Origin of the sequence: Micromonospora sp. CPCC 205539 (genome assembly GCF_036906815.1) — a bacterium.
GTDB lineage: Bacteria > Actinomycetota > Actinomycetes > Mycobacteriales > Micromonosporaceae > Micromonospora.
This window is the reverse complement of record NZ_JBAKHW010000001.1, coordinates 181,687-197,103: the sequence shown is the minus strand read 5'-3', so window position 1 is coordinate 197,103 and position 15,417 is coordinate 181,687. Positions and strand designations below refer to the sequence as shown.

At 70.9% G+C, this 15,417-nt stretch carries 12 protein-coding genes and 2 riboswitches; of the genes, 3 read left to right on the top strand and 9 right to left on the bottom strand.

All coding sequences use genetic code 11. The features are described from left to right. Positions 1-144 precede the first annotated feature (144 nt). From V6V47_RS00875 to V6V47_RS00860, 4 genes are read right to left on the bottom strand one after another with little or no spacing between them, the layout of a single operon-like run. Positions 145-996: a carbohydrate ABC transporter permease gene (locus V6V47_RS00875; protein WP_334625961.1), complete on the bottom strand. Its 852-nt coding sequence runs from the start codon at positions 994-996 to the stop codon at positions 145-147. Beyond that, complete coding sequence (locus V6V47_RS00870) at positions 993-1,919, bottom strand: carbohydrate ABC transporter permease (RefSeq protein ID WP_334625960.1); 927 nt, start codon at positions 1,917-1,919, stop codon at positions 993-995. Before V6V47_RS00870 ends, V6V47_RS00875 begins: the two co-directional genes overlap by 4 nt. Positions 1,920-1,924: 5 nt before the next feature. Further along, the gene (locus tag V6V47_RS00865) at positions 1,925-3,235 is read right to left on the bottom strand and encodes an ABC transporter substrate-binding protein (RefSeq protein ID WP_334625959.1); all 1,311 of its coding nucleotides are present in this window, start codon (positions 3,233-3,235) and stop codon (positions 1,925-1,927) included. Positions 3,236-3,263: 28 nt separating this feature from the next. After that, the gene (locus V6V47_RS00860; protein WP_334625958.1) at positions 3,264-6,017 is read right to left on the bottom strand and encodes a family 78 glycoside hydrolase catalytic domain; all 2,754 of its coding nucleotides are present in this window, start codon (positions 6,015-6,017) and stop codon (positions 3,264-3,266) included. 180 nt (positions 6,018-6,197) lie between these two features. On the opposite strand from V6V47_RS00860, the gene V6V47_RS00855 reads away from it, so the two are divergent. Continuing rightward, positions 6,198-7,211 carry an AraC family transcriptional regulator gene (locus V6V47_RS00855; RefSeq protein WP_334625957.1) on the top strand — a complete coding sequence of 338 codons (1,014 nt, stop codon included), beginning with the start codon at positions 6,198-6,200 and terminating at the stop codon, positions 7,209-7,211. On the opposite strand, the gene V6V47_RS00850 is transcribed toward V6V47_RS00855, so the two are convergent. Both V6V47_RS00850 and V6V47_RS00845 read right to left on the bottom strand, forming a co-directional pair. Beyond that, on the bottom strand, positions 7,208-8,362 hold the full coding sequence (locus V6V47_RS00850) for a S8 family serine peptidase (protein WP_334625956.1): 1,155 nt from the start codon (positions 8,360-8,362) through the stop codon (positions 7,208-7,210). The genes V6V47_RS00855 and V6V47_RS00850 overlap by 4 nt on opposite strands. Before the next feature lie 17 nt (positions 8,363-8,379). Further along, complete coding sequence (locus V6V47_RS00845; protein ID WP_334625955.1) at positions 8,380-9,069, bottom strand: hypothetical protein; 690 nt, start codon at positions 9,067-9,069, stop codon at positions 8,380-8,382. Between the two features lie 288 nt (positions 9,070-9,357). Between V6V47_RS00845 and V6V47_RS00840 the strand changes: the two genes are divergently transcribed. Further along, positions 9,358-12,204, top strand: a complete 2,847-nt coding sequence (locus V6V47_RS00840) for an AfsR/SARP family transcriptional regulator (RefSeq protein ID WP_334625954.1) — start codon at positions 9,358-9,360, stop codon at positions 12,202-12,204. Positions 12,205-12,336: 132 nt separating this feature from the next. Further along, positions 12,337-13,227 carry a peptidoglycan DD-metalloendopeptidase family protein gene (locus V6V47_RS00835; RefSeq protein ID WP_334625953.1) on the top strand — a complete coding sequence of 297 codons (891 nt, stop codon included), beginning with the start codon at positions 12,337-12,339 and terminating at the stop codon, positions 13,225-13,227. Between the two features lie 12 nt (positions 13,228-13,239). On the opposite strand, the gene V6V47_RS00830 is transcribed toward V6V47_RS00835, so the two are convergent. From V6V47_RS00830 to V6V47_RS00820, 3 genes are read right to left on the bottom strand one after another with little or no spacing between them, the layout of a single operon-like run. Further along, positions 13,240-13,818 carry a histidine phosphatase family protein gene (locus tag V6V47_RS00830; protein WP_334625952.1) on the bottom strand — a complete coding sequence of 193 codons (579 nt, stop codon included), beginning with the start codon at positions 13,816-13,818 and terminating at the stop codon, positions 13,240-13,242. Next, positions 13,815-14,624, bottom strand: a complete 810-nt coding sequence (locus tag V6V47_RS00825) for a CbtA family protein (RefSeq protein WP_334625951.1) — start codon at positions 14,622-14,624, stop codon at positions 13,815-13,817. The genes V6V47_RS00830 and V6V47_RS00825 overlap by 4 nt, the downstream gene beginning before the upstream one ends. Next, a complete protein-coding gene (locus tag V6V47_RS00820) occupies positions 14,615-14,818 on the bottom strand; it encodes a CbtB domain-containing protein (protein WP_334625950.1) in 204 nt (67 codons plus the stop codon). The genes V6V47_RS00825 and V6V47_RS00820 overlap by 10 nt, the downstream gene beginning before the upstream one ends. Before the next feature lie 32 nt (positions 14,819-14,850). Further along, positions 14,851-14,988, bottom strand: a riboswitch (cobalamin riboswitch). 96 nt (positions 14,989-15,084) lie between these two features. Further along, positions 15,085-15,301, top strand: a riboswitch (cobalamin riboswitch). Positions 15,302-15,417: the final 116 nt, after the last annotated feature.

The window sequence follows — 15,417 nt, the reverse complement described above, 5'->3', positions numbered from 1 at the left end:
CATGTCGACCCTCCCCAGGGCATCGGCGGTCACCACCGTCGACTCTGGCGTCACGTTACCAATCGATAGCGCTCCGTGTTGCCCGACCAGTTGGCGACGGTGGCGGGGCGGGTGGGCGCCTCAGGACGCGAGGCGCCCACCGGGTCAGCCCTTGACGGCGCCGGAGGTCATGCCCGCCACGATCTGGCGGTTGAAGAACAGGAACATGATCAGCGGTGGGACGGTGATGAGCAGGATGTTCATGAAGAGCAGGTTGTACTGGGTGCTGAACTGACTGGAGAAGTTGAACAGCGTGAGCTGCACGGTCGCGTTCTGGTCACCGGGCAGGAAGTACAGCGGGTACGTGAAGTCGTTGAACACGAAGACCGACTGGACCACGACGGCCGTCACGACGACCGGCTTGAGTAACGGGAGGATCACCCGGAAGAACAGGCGCAGCGGCCCGGCGCCGTCGATGATCGCGGCTTCGTCGAGTTCACGCGGGATCGTCGCGATGAACGCCCGGAACAGCAGCACGCAGAACGACAGGCCGAAGGCGATCTCGACGAGGATCAGCCCGGGCATGGTGCGGAACAGGCCGAGCTTCTGCAGCACCCAGATCGTCGGCACCACCGCGGGCGGGATGATCAGGCCGGACAGCACCAGCATGGTGACGAGGCCGTTCCACCGGCTCCGCCTGCGTTGCAGCACGAAGGCGACCATGGCGGCGAGGATGACCATCCCGGCCACGCTGCACACCGTGAGGATGGTGCTGTTGATGAACGCGATGATCAGCATGTAGTCGCGGGCCTCGACCACGTCGATGAAGTTCTGTACGACCTGGAAGTCGCGCGGCCAGGAGAAGTCGAGCAGCGAGGCCTGTTGCTGATCCTTGACCGCGGTGAGCACGACGAATGCGAACGGCACGACGAAGACGACCGTGGACAGCAGGATCGCGATGATGCTCAGCGCGTGGTTCTTCCGGGGCTTGCGCCGGACGGCGGGCGCGGCGCTCACAGTTCGACCTCCTTGCGGTTGAGGAAGCGCGACAGCGGCAACACGATCGCGGTCACCACGAGGAACAGCACCACGTTGCCGGCGGTCGACAGGCCGTAGAACCCGGCCTGGTACTGCTTGTAGATGACCGAGGCGATGACGTCGGTGGTGAAGCCCGGCCCTCCACGGGTCATCGCCCAGATCAGGTCGAACGAGCGCAGCCCGCCGATCAGCGACAGCAGGATCACGGTCGCCGTCGCGGGTCGGGCCAACGGGAGCACGATCCGCCGGAAGGTGTCCCACGCGCTCGCGCCGTCGACCTTGGCGGCCTCGAAATATTCCTGCGGGATGGACACGATGCCGGCGATGTAGATGAGGGTGGCCAGGCCGACTCCCTTCCAGACGTCGACCAGCGCGACCGAGAGCAGCGCGTACCGGGGGTCGGTCAGCCAGCCGGGCCCGTCGACGCCGAGCACGCTCAACGCCTGGTTGATGAGGCCCCGCTCGGGGTTCATCAGCACGGTGAAGGTGAGGCCGACACCGATGGTGCTGACCAGCACCGGAAAGAAGACCACCGACCGCAGGTAGCCGCGGGCGACGATCTGCGAGGTCAGCAGCACGGCCAGGAGCAGGCCGAGTACGACCTTGAGCCCCGAGGTGACCACCGCGTAGATCAACGTGTGGGTGAGGCCCGAGAGCAGCGCCGGCTCGCGGAAGAACGTCACGTAGTTGTCCAGGCCGATGAACCGCGAGTCGAAGATGCTCCACCGGGTGAGGCTGAAGTAGAACGACGTAACGGTCGGGAGGGCGAAGAGAACGCCGTAGATCAGTGCGGCCGGAAGGTAGAACCAGTTCGAGTACGGGCTGGGGGCCCGGCGCCCGGCGGCGGTTGCCGCCGGGGCCGTGCCCTTGCGGGCCGGGGCGCGGACCGAGGTCGTGGCCACTGCGCCTACCAGCCTTCGAGGCCGAGCTGCTGGGCCTGCTTCTTGACGTCCTCGTCGTAGAGGGCGGCGGCGGGGCCGGCCTTGCGGATGCCGGAGCCCACCTCGACGCAGATCTGCTCGAGCGCCGGGCCCTTGACCGGGGACAGGAATTCGAGCGCCAGGCTGGACTTTCCGCCGTCGATGTAGGTCTGCATGTCCTTGACCGCCTGCGGCACGGTGGCCGGCAGCGTGCAGCCCTTGACCGCGTACGGTCCGGTCGGGGTGGAGGCGGTGGTCTGCGAGGCGCAGCCGTCGGGACTGGCGATGAACGCCACGAACTTCTTGGCCGCGTCCAGCTTCGCGCCGGTGGTGGTGGTCGGGATGTAGACCCCGGCCGGCGACCACACGGTCAGGCCGTTCTTGGCGGCGTCGGTGCCCGGGATGGCGAACAGGCCGATGTCGTTCTCCTTGCCCGGGTTGTCGGCGAGCAGTTGGGCGAGCGACGACGACAGGTTCGGGTACTGCGCGCCCGTGCCCTGCGCGAGCTGACGCAGGCCGTCGGTCAGCTTCGCCGAGGCGAAGTCCTTGTTGAGGTAACCGGCGTCGTGGATCGCCTGAAGGTGCTCGAAGCCCTGCCGGGCGGCCGGCGAGGTGGCGTACTTGACCTGGTTCTTCGTGTACTTTTCGGCGAAGTCCGGCTCGGCCGCCGAGACGTTGTGGAAGTCGGCGAGGATGAGGAGCTGCGAGGTCCAGGTCTCCTGATAGGTCTGGATCACCGGGTCGGTGCCGGCTGCTCTGATCTTGGCGTTGTTCGCCATGAACTCGTTCCAGGTCTTCGGCACCTGGAGGTTGAGCTTGCTGTAGACGGGTCGGTTGTAGAGCACACCGCCGCCCATGAAGCCGCCCCACGGCGCGCCGTAGACCTTGTCGGCGGAGGTCACCGTCGTGACGAAGTTCTGGTCCAGCTGACCGATGTACGGCTGGTCACTGAGCGGGACCAGGTTCTTCTGCGGCGCGATCGCCTGGAACAGCGAGCCGGTGTTGTACATGAACACGTCGGTCATGTCGCCGGTGGAGAGCCGCGTCTTGACGATGTTGTCGCCGTCGGTGCCCGCCGGTCGGATCTCCACCTTGACCGTGATGCCCGGGTTCTTGGCGGCGAAGTCCTTGGCCAACTGCTCGCCGGTCTTGACCGTCTGCGGTGTGTTGTCGACCAGGAACGACAGGGCGACCTTGCCGTCGGAATCGTCGCTGGAGCCCAGGCTGCCGGCGCTGCAGCCAGCGAGCAGGAGCACGGCGGTGGCCAGGGCGGCCGGGGCTATCGACAGTTTTCGCATCGGGAAACTCCTTGTGTCGGGGGGATCATCAGAGGGCGGGGAGTTGGGCGCGTAGCGCTTCGGCGCCCGGGACGAAACCACCGGCGGTGGCAGCGTCGACGAGCTGGCTCGCCGGTGCGTCCAGGTACCGTTCGAGGCGGGCGGCGAAGTCTGCCTCGTCGGCCACGACGCCCGCGTTCCGGCCGGCGGCCACGATCGAGTCCCAGGTGGGCTGGTGGTCCATCAGCTGCCGGATGGTGGGCTCGGCGGGGAGTTGGGCCTCCTGGGCGTACGCGTCGTCCACCGTCCACACGTGTCGCCCGTGGCGTACCTCGATGGGTGCGTCGCCGCCCGGCACGTGCACGACGGCCGTGGCACCGACCGGCACCCGGACCTCCAGGCGCAGCCGGCCGTCAGCTCTCTCCCAGGCCACCGAGGCCTGGCCGTACGGGGTGTCGTGCCGGGCGGCGGCGCGGGTGAGTCGGGCGTTCGGCAGCGGTCGGACCTCGATGCGCCGGTAGGCCGGCTCGGCCGGTGCCAGTCCGGCGACCCGCCGATGCAGCCAGTCGGCGACCGCGCCCAGCGCGTAGTGGTTGAACGAGGTCATCTCGCCGGGGTTGATCGTCCCGTCGGGCAGCATGCTGTCCCAGCGCTCCCAGACCGTGGTGGCGCCCATCGTCACCGGGTAGAGCCAGGACGGGCAGCCGGTCTGCAGCAGCAGTCGGTACGCCAGGTCGGGTTCGCCGGCGTCGGTGAGCGCGTCGGTCATCAGCGGCGTACCGACGAAGCCGGTGCTGATCCGGAAGCCCGCGACGCGGACCAGGTCGGCCAGTCGCTGCCCGGCCCGTCGTCGCTGCTCCGCCTCGGGCAGCAACGCCCACTGCAGGGCGAGGGCGTACGTGGTGGCCGCGTCGCCGAGCACCCGCCCGCCCGGGGTCGTGTACTCCCGGGCGAACGCCGCGCGGACGCGCTCGGCGAGGTCGGCGTACTCCCGTGCGAGCTCGTCCTCGCCGACCACCTCGGCGGCCCGGGCGACGATCTCCGCCGAACGGGCCAGGTGCGCGGTGGCGATGACATCCGGGTCGGCCTTGGCCCGGAACGGGTCCTCGGGCGGTGCCGCCGGGTCGAGCCAGTCGCCGAACTGGAAGCCACCCGACCAGAGCAGATCGTCGCCGGCGAGGGCGGCCATCCGGTCCACCCAGGCTCGCATGCTGGGCAGCTGGCGGTGGAGCAGACCCCGGTCGCCGAACCGTTGGTAGAGCACCCACGGGACGACGGTGGCGGCGTCCCCCCAGGCGGCGGTCGCCGGTCCGGGCTGGCGGAGCACGTCCGGGATGACGTACGGCACGGACCCGTCCTTCTGCTGCTCCGCGGCGAGGTCGGCGAGCCAGCCGGTGAGCAGACCTGCGCTGTCGAACAGGAAGCTCGCGGTCGGCGAGAAGACCTGGATGTCGCCGGTCCAGCCGAGTCGTTCGTCGCGCTGCGGGCAGTCGGTCGGCACGTCGACGAAGTTGCCCCGCATGCCCCAGACGACGTTCTCGTGGAACTGGTCGAGCAGCGGATGCGAGGACTCGAACCAGCCGGTCCGGCGCAGGTCGGAGCCGAGCACCACGGCCTCGAGATCCTCGGCCCGCAGGTCCGGTACGCCGGTGACCTCCGCGTACCGGAAGCCGTGGAAGGTCAGCTCCGGCTCCAGCGTCACGTCGTCCGGTCCGGCCAGCACGTACGCGTCGGTGGCCTTTGCCGTGCGCAGCGGGCGTACGCCCAGCTCGCCGTCCTCCAGCACCTCGGCGTGGCGGACCACCACCTCGTCGCCCGCCGTGGCGCCCCGGACCCGCAGTCGGACCCGGCCGACCAGGTTCTGCCCGAAGTCCACCAGGGTCCGGCCCGACGGCGAGGTCGTCACGGCCACGGCGGGCAGGACGTCGGTCACCCGCACCGGCGGCCCGTCCGGCGCGACCAGCAGGCCCAGGTCGGCGTCGAGCACGTCGACCGGGGTCTGCGCCCCGGGGGAGCGGCGCAGGTCGGTGCGTTGCCCGTCGTAGAGGTCGTCGGCGACGATCCCGCTCTCCCGGGCGGTCCAGGAGCCGTCGGTGGCGAGGACGTGGCTCGTCCCGTCGGCGGTCGTCACCTCGAGCTGGGCGAGCGCAGCCAGCCGGTCGCCGTACACCGCGTGCTGCCCCTGGAAGCCCAGCCGCCCGCGGTGCCACCCGTTGCCGAGCAGGATCTCCAGCCGGTTCTCGCCGGCCACCAGCAGGTCGCTCACGTCGTGCGCCTGGTAGCGCAGTCGGTGCCGGTACGCCGTCCAGCCGGGCGCGAGTTGTTCGGTGCCGACCCGCCGGCCGTTGAGGTACGCGACGTAGATCCCGTGCGCGGTGGTGTAGAGGCGGGCGCGGGCCGCGTCGGCCGGTAGGTCGATCGTGCCGCCGAGCAGCGGGGCCGGGTCGCCGTAGCCGCCGATGTCGCGTGGGCTGACGAAGCGGGCCGTCCAGTCCTCGGGGGCGAGCAGTCCCGCCTCGACCACCGCCGGGCCGCTCCACGGACTCCACTCGTCACCGCGTACGCGCACCCGTACGGTGCCGCGCTGCCGGGACACCAGCGGGGCCGCCGGCCAGGGCACCAGGATCTGCTCGGACGACTCGGCGGTCACCACCTCCCCGTCGACCTCGACCTGGTAGGCCGACTGTTCGAAGTCCGGGTCGGCGTCGGGCACCTGCCAGGAGACGCGCGGGTTGGGGACACCGATGCCGAAGGCAGGGCCGTGCTCGAAGCGGAGGCCGGTGGGTGCGGCGGCGCGGGGCATGACACTCCTGTTCGTGAAACGATTCAAAGGCGGGGGTGAACACAGGCCGGGACTCTTGTTACCGAGTGGTGGCCAGAAGGTTTCGCCTGTCCCCCCGATCCTGCGGCCGGCGCAGGTCAGGCCATAGCCCGACGTGCACACGTGCTAGCACGAAATTCACTTCGGCCCTAGGGTGAGCCGATGCTCGAGCTGCCGGTCGAGAACACTCGGGAACTGTTCCACTTCGCCGACGGCGTGGTCGCCTTCGCCGGCCACTACCTGCACGAGGGCGTCCATCTGGCACACACGCACAGCTTCGTCGAGGTCGCGGTAATGTGCGGCGGCGCCGGGGTGCACCACAGCCTCGCCGGCCGGCAGCAGCTCAGCGTGGGTGACGTGGTGCTGCTACGGCCCGGGGTGTGGCACGGCTACGAGGACTGCCGCCGACTGGACATGTACAACTGCTGCTTCGCCACCGAGTTGCTGCAGAACGAGCTGGGCTGGACCCGGGAGGATCCGCTGCTAGGCTACCTGCTCTGGTCCGGCCCGTACGCCCAGCAGCGGCGCGGGATCCTGACCGCGCACCTCGACCCGGAGGCGCTCGCCGAGTGCACCGGCCACCTCGACGAGTTGGAGGCGCTGCGACACCGGCCGGTCAGCACCCATCACGGCGACATCGTCGGCCGGCTCGCGCTGTTCCTCAGCAGCCTGGCCCGGGCCGTCGTCCAGCAGACCGCACCCGGCCAGGGTCAGACGCACGCGGCCGTGTTGAACGCGATGCGGATGATGGAGGCTCGCCCGGAACACCAGTGGAATCTCACCGAACTGGCGGCCGCCCTGCACCTCGCACCCGGGTACCTGATCCGGCTGTTCAAGAACGCGACCGGGCTGCCGCCGATGGCCTACCTGTCCCGGCACCGCGTCGAGGTCGCCGCGGCCCGGCTACTGCACACCGACGATCCGATCCACCGGATCGGCGAGTCGGTCGGCTGGCCGGACCAGAACTACTTCGCCCGACGGTTCAAGGCCCACTACGGGCTCAGCGCGTCGGCGTACCGGTCCCAGTTCCGGCACCGATCGTTCCGCATCCGGGGGGCCGGAGCGAGCGGTGCCGCCGCATCGATCGACTGCTCGACCACGCGCGCTCCCATGGCCGCCGCTCCGAACCGCCGGCACCCCGGTCCGGAGCGCGGCCCGCTCCAGCCCGACCGCTAACTGTCCGTGGTGGAGGTCGCCGCGGCACGGCGGCCGCCGACCACGAGGCGCCACCCGCCCACGATCATCGTCACCGCGATCAACCCGAGGACGCCGGCCACCACCAGCAGAATCACGTCCAGCGGCTGGCCGACGCGCCGCGGCGTGCCATCGTCACCCGGCCCGAAGTGCCCGCCGGCGCCCTGCGCGCCCACCGGCAGGACGTACGGCTCGGGTGCCACCGGCGCCGCGGCCCGCAACGCCTTCGCGGCGTCGATGACCCCGTACCCCGTTCGGGGATCGTGCCGGTCCGGATGCCCAGCGGTGCGCTCGAGCACCGCCGCGACCTGCCGTGCCGACAGCTTCGGATACCTGGCCACGATCAGCGCGGCGACGCCCGCGGTCAGGGCGCCCGCCGATGAGGTGCCCTGCGTGGATGCGCGCCCCTTCGAGGCGATCGTCGCGCCCCAGATCGACACCCCGGGTGCGGCGACGTCGACGTACGAGTGCACGGTCGAGAACCTTGCCCGCTCCTTCGACGGCGTGCTCGCGGCCACGGCGATCACCCCGGGGTACGCGGCCGGATAGCTGACCAGGTTGTCCCCGTCGCCGTCGTTGCCGGCGGCGGCGATCACCACGATCCCCTTGGACAACGCGTACTGGACGGCCTGCGCCTCACGCGTGTCGTAGGCGGCGAAGGGGCTCTCCGAGCCCAGTGAGAGCGAGATGACCCGGACCCCGGCGTCCGCCGCGTACCGGATGGCATCGGCCAACGCCCGCGCGTCCTGGGGCCTCGGCTTCGCCAGCGCCTGCTCCCAGGACACGAAGTCGGGATCCGTGCGGTCGCGGACCGCCCGCAGGCCCAGCACCTTCGCCTCCGGCGCGACGTCCAACACGCTGGAGGCCATCGACGTCCCGTGGTCGCCGTACCACGACTCCTGCTGATCGGTCTCGTGCAGGAAGTCCGGCCCCTCGGCGGCCCGGCCGGCCAGGACGGGGTGCGCGGTGCGGACACCGCTGTCGATCACCGCGACGGTCACCCCGGCGCCACGGCTGATCTTGTGCGCGGCCGGCACCGACAGCGCGCTCAACTCCCAGCCCTTGTCGGCCGCCTGGGCCGGTGCCGCAGCGAGGAGGAGGACCGCACCGACGGCCACGGCGGACGCTGTCACTCGATAGAAGCCGTTCATCAGGACCCTGCCGCCTGGTCGAAGGAACGCGCGAAGGCACCGAGAAGGTCGCCGGCAACGCTCTGGTAGGTCGTTCGCTCGCTGCGACCGTAGAGCTGCCACTCGTCGGGCAGCCGGCCGTACTGGCGGCGGGCGTCCAAGGGGCCGACCGTGATGGCCACGAAGTACGGCGGTGAGTTGGTTGGCAGGCCCACCTGCTGCGTCCCGCCGGCGTACACCAGCTTCCCGGTCCACTCCGCGGCCGCCGTCCCCGGCACCGCCACCGGGTACACCATGGGCTTCGGCGCCGACCCGAGGCCGAACTGCCGCACGACCGCCCCTGCCTGCTCGTACGAGCCGACCACGCAGAGCGCGATGGTCGCGGCCATCTCACCGCCGACGTCCACGTAGGTGGCTCGCAACGCGGTCGTGCAACCCTGCGCGACCGCGATCTGGGCGAGTTCCTTCGTCAGCGCCGTCGGGCAGTCGCTCTCCTCGGCGATACCCTGCCGGGACCACCCCTGCGGCTGCTTCTCGACCATTGACGTGTCCCGCAGGAAGTCGGGAAAGACCTCGTCGCTGCGCAGGTTGTGCCAGGCGACCGGTGCGAACGCGTCGTTGCCGATCTGGATTCCGTGGTTCCGCACCGACGCGAAGGTCAGACCCCCGGCGGCCAGCAGCGGCAGCACCCCGAGCGCAATGAAGAGCATCCCGAGCAGTCGACGCTTGCGTCCGAGCCGGAAGCGTGGATCAATCGGTGCCACGACCGGGGGAGGCTCGGGCACCTGGCCGGAGGAGGATTGGCCGTACGGGTGGTACGACGACGGCGACTGTGACAAGGCGTTCCTTTCCCGCCCGCCCGACAACGGGGCGCGCTGGGCGTAGTTTTCGGATCTTGCGGACCCTGGCAGCCCTCCCTTGCCATCCGCTTGCCATCTGCTTGCCACCCGGCCGCCCACCGCAGCAGCCGCCACATCTATTGCAATAGGATCCGCGCCGTGAGGTTTCGGCTGCTCGGCGCGGTGGAGATGGACACCGACGACGGCGAGCCGGTCCGGCTCCGGCGACGCCAGGAACGACTGGCCCTGGCGGTGTTGCTGCTCGACCCGGGGCGCGTGGTCAGCGGTGACCGACTCGTCGACGTGCTCTGGGGGCAGGCGCCACCCGCCGCGGCCAAGGCGACCCTGCAGACGTTGATGTCCCGCGTACGCGCGGCGGTGCGGCTGGCGGCCGGGCAGGACCCCGACGGGCCGGCGCTCCTGGTGGCGAACGGAGCGGGCTACCGGCTGCGGGTGCCGCCCGAGTCGGTGGACCTGCACCGTTTCCAGACGATGGTCGACACGGCCCGCACCATCGGTGACCCGCGTCTGCGCTCGGCCCACCTCGCCGGCGCGCTCGCCCTGTGGCGAGGGCCGGCCCTGGCCGATGCCGCGACCGGGCCCGAACGGCTGCGGCTCTGCAATGGTCTGGAGGAGTCCCGGTTCACCGCCCTGCTGGACCGGATCGACGCCGACCTCGCGGCCGGCCGGCACACCGAACTGGTGCCGGAACTGGCCGACCTCGTCGTCGACCATGGACTGCAGGAGCGGCTGCGCGGCCAGCTCATGCTGGCGCTCTACCGCAGCGGACGCCGCGCGGACGCCCTGGCGACCTATCGGCACGCCCGCCGGCTGCTCGTCGCCGAACTCGGGTTGGAACCCGGGCCGTCGCTGCGCCGCCTGGAAGCGGCGATGATCGCGGACAGCCCGACGCTCGCCGCGGTCACCGTGGTTCCACAACGGAGTCCCGCTCGACCTGGGCCAGACAGCACGCCGCCGCCCTTGACCGTGGTTCCGGCGCAGCTACCCGCCGGGGTGGCGGCCTTCGTCGGTCGGACGGCCTACCTGTCCCGGCTCGACGCGTTGCTCCCGACCGAGCAGGGCGACCGTCGGCAGCCCGCAGCGATCGTGACGATCACCGGCACCGCGGGCGTCGGCAAGACCTCACTCGCGCTGCACTGGGCCCACCGGGCCCGCGGTGCGTTCCCGGACGGGCAGTTGTACGTGAACCTGCACGGTTTCGACGCCGATGGGGAATCGACGAGCGCGGCGGAGGTGCTGCGCGCCTTCCTGGAGGCGTTGCAGGTGCCGACGCACCGGATCCCGGCGAACCTGCCCGCGCTGACCAACCTCTACCGCAGCCTGCTCGCCGACCGCCGGATGCTGGTCGTGCTCGACAACGCGCAGGACGCCGACCAGGTCCGGCCGCTGCTGCCGGCCGCACCGGGTTGCCTGGCCGTGGTCAGCAGCCGCAACCGCCTCACCAGCCTGGTGGTGACCGAGGGCGCCCACCCGGTGCACGTCGAGCTGCTCACCGTGCCACAGGCCGTCGAGCTGCTGATCAGTCGGGTCGGAGCGGACCGGGTGGCCGCCGAGCCGGACGCGGTCGCCGAGATCGTCGCCCTCTGCACCCGGCTACCCCTCGCGCTGTCCATTGTGGCTGCCCGTGCTGCCGCCAACCCCGGCTTCCCGCTCTCCGCGATCGCGGATGAGCTGTGCGCGACCCGAGGTGGCCTGGACGCGTTCGACGGCGAGGACGAGGTCAGCAGCCTGCGGGCAGTGCTGTCCTGGTCGTACCGCACCCTGAACCCGGACGCCGCCCGGTTGTTCCGGCTGCTGGGTCTGCACCCCGGACCGCACCTCGCCGCTCCCGCCGCAGCCAGCCTGGTCGGTGTGCCGGTGCACCGGGTCCGCCCGATGCTGGCCGCGCTCACCGGTGCCCACCTGCTCTTCGAGCAGGACCCGGGGCGCTACAGCTTCCATGACCTGCTGCGGGCGTACGCCGTCGAACTGGTGCGGAAACAGGAGACCGGGAGGGACCGATCCGACGCCCTGCACCGGCTGTTCGACCACTACCTGCACACCGCGGACCTCGCCAACCGCCTGCTCTACCCGGGCCGCCACCTGGTGACCCTGTCCGCACCTCGGCTCGGCGTCGCCGTGTCCGAACTGCGCGACCTGCGGCAGGCCGTAGCCTGGTTCGACACCGAACATCAGGTGCTGCTCGCGGCGATCAACCACGCGGTCGAGCACGGCTTCGACACGCACACCTGGCAGCTCGCCCGGATCCTGACCACCTTCTTCCACCGGTACGGGCTCTGGCACGGTCTGGCGGCCGCGCAGCACACCGTGTCGAGGGCGGTGAGCCGCAGCACCGACCCGGCCGGAAGGGCTCACCTGCACCGCAGTCTCGCCGTCGCGATCGCCGCGCTGGGCCGCGACGAAGACGCGCAGTCCCATCTGGAGTACGCTCTCGACCGATTCCGAGAGCTGGGCGACTCGACGTATCAGGCGGACACCCACATGGCTCTGGTCTGGGTGCACGGGCGGCTGGGACACCCCGAGAAGGGCCTGCACCACGCGGAACAGGGCCTGGCCCTGTGGCGTCAGACGGACCAGCGCACCGGGCAGGGGAACGCGCTCAACAACATCGGCTGGTGGCTCGCCCACCTGCACCGCTACGACGAGGCTCTCGCGTACTGTCAGCAGGCGCTCGACCTGCACCGAGAGGTCGGCGACGCCCACAGCGAGGCCGTCGTCCTGGACAGCCTCGGCTTCATCCACCACCACCTCGGTCACCACGAGCGGGCCGTCGCGCTGTACGAGCAGGCCCTCGCGCGTTACCGCGAGGTCGGCAGCCGCTACTTCGAGACCCGGACGCTGACCCGACTCGGTGAGCTGCACCGTACGGCCGGCGACCTGGCCGCCGCCAGCCGTACGTGGCGGGAGGCGCTGGCCATCCTCGACGAGCTGACGCACCCCGACGCGGAGCCTCTCCGCGACCGGCTCGCCGCGCTGCGCGCCTGACCGGTGACTCACGAATCGGCGACCCGCGTAGTCGCGCAACCGTCACTGGGCACCCACGCATTGATATCGACGAACCTCTAGGGCTACCCTCTGCTCGCCCATGGTCATCTACGACCGTACGGAGGACCGAGCATGAACCACGAACACCCGTCGGGCTGCTGCGGCGGCGAAGGGGAACAGCCACAGGTCGGGCTCAGCCGTCGTACGCTGCTGCGCGGCACCGCCCTGACCACCGGCGCACTCGCCGTCGGTGGTGTCGTGGGCCTGCCCGGGACAGCCCACGCCGCGCCCTCGATCTACAACCCGTTTGCCGGCTACCGGATCACCGGGACCTGGCAGGACCATCTCAACAGCGGCTCGTTGGGCGGCATCGACTTCGGGATGGGTGTCGGCACCAACCTGCCGGCGTGCGGTGCCGGCACGATCCAGAACATCCCGAACAACGGTACGGGCGGCCACACCGTCACGATCTACCACGCGGACGGGTATCGCAGCCAGTACCTGCACCTGTCCCAGTTCCTGCTGTCGAACGGTGCCGCGGTCGGCGCCGGTGGCATCGTGGGTCGGTCGGGTGGCGCGGTCGGTGCCCCCGGTTCCGGCAGCTCCACCGGCCCGCACCTGCACTGGCACATGATCAACCCGAGCGGTGTCCGCATCAATCCGCTGACCTACATCAGCGAGCACCCGGGCGGCGGCGGTGGCCTGCCCAAGTCCTCGACCGAGCAGGACGGCATCCCGGGCACCATCTTCTACCAGCGGATGCAGAACTGGCTGCGGATCACCTCCGGCTACACCGGCCCGATCGACGGCGTTCCCGGTGCGGCGACCTACTCCGCCCTGCAACGGGCCATGCGCGGCTACGGCTACACCGGCCCGATCGACGGTGTGCCGGGGACGAACACGTGGAAGGCCGTGCAGCGACTCGCGTCGGGCTGGGGCTACACCGGCCCGATCGACGGGGTGATGGGCGCGAACTCGTGGCGGGGCTTCGCCCGGTTCCTCAACCAGAACCAGTGGGACTGACACCGCCCAGCACTAGAGCCGTAGCTGCCACCGAGCGCCGTTGCTGGTGAGCTGGACCATTGCCAGCGGCCCGACGTCGAGCTGCCGGAACGTTGCCAGCGGCAGGTCGAGGGCGTGCACGACCGCGACCCGGATCACGATCGGATGGGTGACGGCGGTGACCCGTTGGCCGCGTCCGCGCTGCCCGTCCAGCCAGCGGCCGACCCGGTCCCGCAACTCCAGGACCGATTCGCCTCGAGGTGGCGCGGCGTCCGATGTGGACAGCCAGGCCCTTAGCGCATCGGCCTGCTCGAGACCGACCTCCGCCAGCGAGCGTCCGGTCCAGTCGCCGTGGTCGCAGTCGGCCAGCGCGGATTCCAGGACCGGTGTCAGGCCGAGGGCGTGCGCGGTCTGGGTGGCCGCCGTGGCCGGGCTGGAGAGGCAGACGTCGGTGCTGCGCAGGGGGCCTCGCCGGTCGGCGCCGGCGGGGGACAGGGCGAGGGCGGCCCGGAGGCCGCCCTCGTCCAGGCTGTCGCTCCCGCCGCCGAACCGCGCCCCCCGGATGGCGGCGGTGTGCGCGTGGGCGACCAGCCGCAGGCTGGTGGCGGTCACGAGCCGACGGGTACGCCGACGTTCGTTCCCGCGTTGTCGGCGCTGCCGCGAACGCGCCGGCGCCGCTGCTCGTGGTGCAGCAGGGCGGCGAACAGCAGGCCGATGCCGGTCCAGAGCACCACCTGGGTGCCGAGCGAGGCCAGCCGGAAGTCCCACAACAGGGTCGCGGGGAAGTCGGCTGGGACCTCCTGGAACGACGGCAGGACCACGTAGGACACCGTGGTGACGAGCAGGAAGCCGCCGGCCGTCGCGGTGGCGCGCAGCCAGCTGGGGGCGCCGTCGCCGACCGACCGGTAGCCGAGCGAGCCGGACCAGACCGCCACCAGGCCGAGCACCACCATCAGCAGGTAGCAGCCGGTGCGCTGGTTGATGGTGGCCGGGTCACCGACGGCCGGTGGGTTCGCCGGATACTTGAGGAACGGCACGATCACCGCACCGAGCAGCGCAGCCCCGGCCAGCAACAGGCCCGACCGTCCGTCGTCGTAGACGCGCCGCCGGCGGCTCAACAGGACGTACGCGGTGGCCAGCAGGCCGCCCATCGCCGCGCCGAACAGGCCGGTGGCCAGGAACAGGCCGCCGCGCTGACCGTCCCTGCTGACCAGCGCGTCCTCGTGGTCGTGCCCGCCGTCGGTGGCCTCGGCGTGCGACGCGGCCTCCTCGATGGCGATGGCCGCGTCGACGTGTGGTTCACCGACGACGTAGGCGAACGTCCCCGCGAGCAGGCCGGCGACCAGGCCGGCGAGCAGCCCGCGGAGAAGAACGGCGACGAACGAGGGTGGTGCGGTGCTGGTGGCGGTCAGTGGCACGGAACACCGAGCAGGTGCCGACCATCGTGCATCAGCTCGTGCAGGTACGTCCCACTTTGCGACACCGCCCCCTGGTCGAAGGCGACGAGATAGGTCAGCAGGGCGAGCGCGGCGACGGTGGCCAGCACCGCCCACAGCAGGCGGGCGGAGTTGGCGGGGTGCACCAGCGGCTGGCTGGAAGTGGAACTCGACATGGACACAACCTCCTCGGGGATGACGCGTCCCCATCGCAAGGCTGCGGACAACCGAGTGTCCTGGCTCGCGGCCCCCGGTCGAGAAGGGGAACCGCTCACAGTGGCGCGACCGCGCCGGACTCTCACCGGCTTCCCTCGCGTCGCCGCAGATTGTGCGTCGACCGTATCGATGTCGATGCGGTCGGTCAACCATGGCCGTCACTGCTGCGACCGAAGACACGCCCGGAAACGACATGTGGGGTGTGACAACGGCAGCGTCCCTATATATGGTGTCGAACGCAGCTGGTTCGACCGCTCATCCAGAGTTGTCGAGGCAAGAGGGAACCTGGTGAAAATCCGGGACTGCCCCGCAGCGGTGAGTGGGAACGACCGCCGTCATCAGCACTGGACCACCACACGGTCTGGGAAGCGACGGCCAGTAGGAGACCGGCGAGTCCGGTCCTGCCCGCGAGTCCGAAGACCTGCCAGCGCGCCGTACACCCGCACCCGGGTGGGCGGCGGTCCGAGGCCGCGTGGGACGGCCGACGCCATCTGACCCACGGCCCGTCGCCGTGGCGTCCGCCGGTGTCCGCCCCCTCGTGTCCGAAGCCATCAGGTCT

Coding starts and splice junctions, on each gene's coding strand:
- V6V47_RS00855 (WP_334625957.1), top strand. CDS start 6,198: ATGCTCGAGCTGCCGGTCGAGAACACTCGGGAACTGTTCCACTTCGCC.
- V6V47_RS00865 (WP_334625959.1), bottom strand. CDS start 3,235: ATGCGAAAACTGTCGATAGCCCCGGCCGCCCTGGCCACCGCCGTGCTC.
- V6V47_RS00845 (WP_334625955.1), bottom strand. CDS start 9,069: ATGCTCTTCATTGCGCTCGGGGTGCTGCCGCTGCTGGCCGCCGGGGGT.
- V6V47_RS00835 (WP_334625953.1), top strand. CDS start 12,337: ATGAACCACGAACACCCGTCGGGCTGCTGCGGCGGCGAAGGGGAACAG.
- V6V47_RS00860 (WP_334625958.1), bottom strand. CDS start 6,017: ATGCCCCGCGCCGCCGCACCCACCGGCCTCCGCTTCGAGCACGGCCCT.
- V6V47_RS00820 (WP_334625950.1), bottom strand. CDS start 14,818: ATGTCGAGTTCCACTTCCAGCCAGCCGCTGGTGCACCCCGCCAACTCC.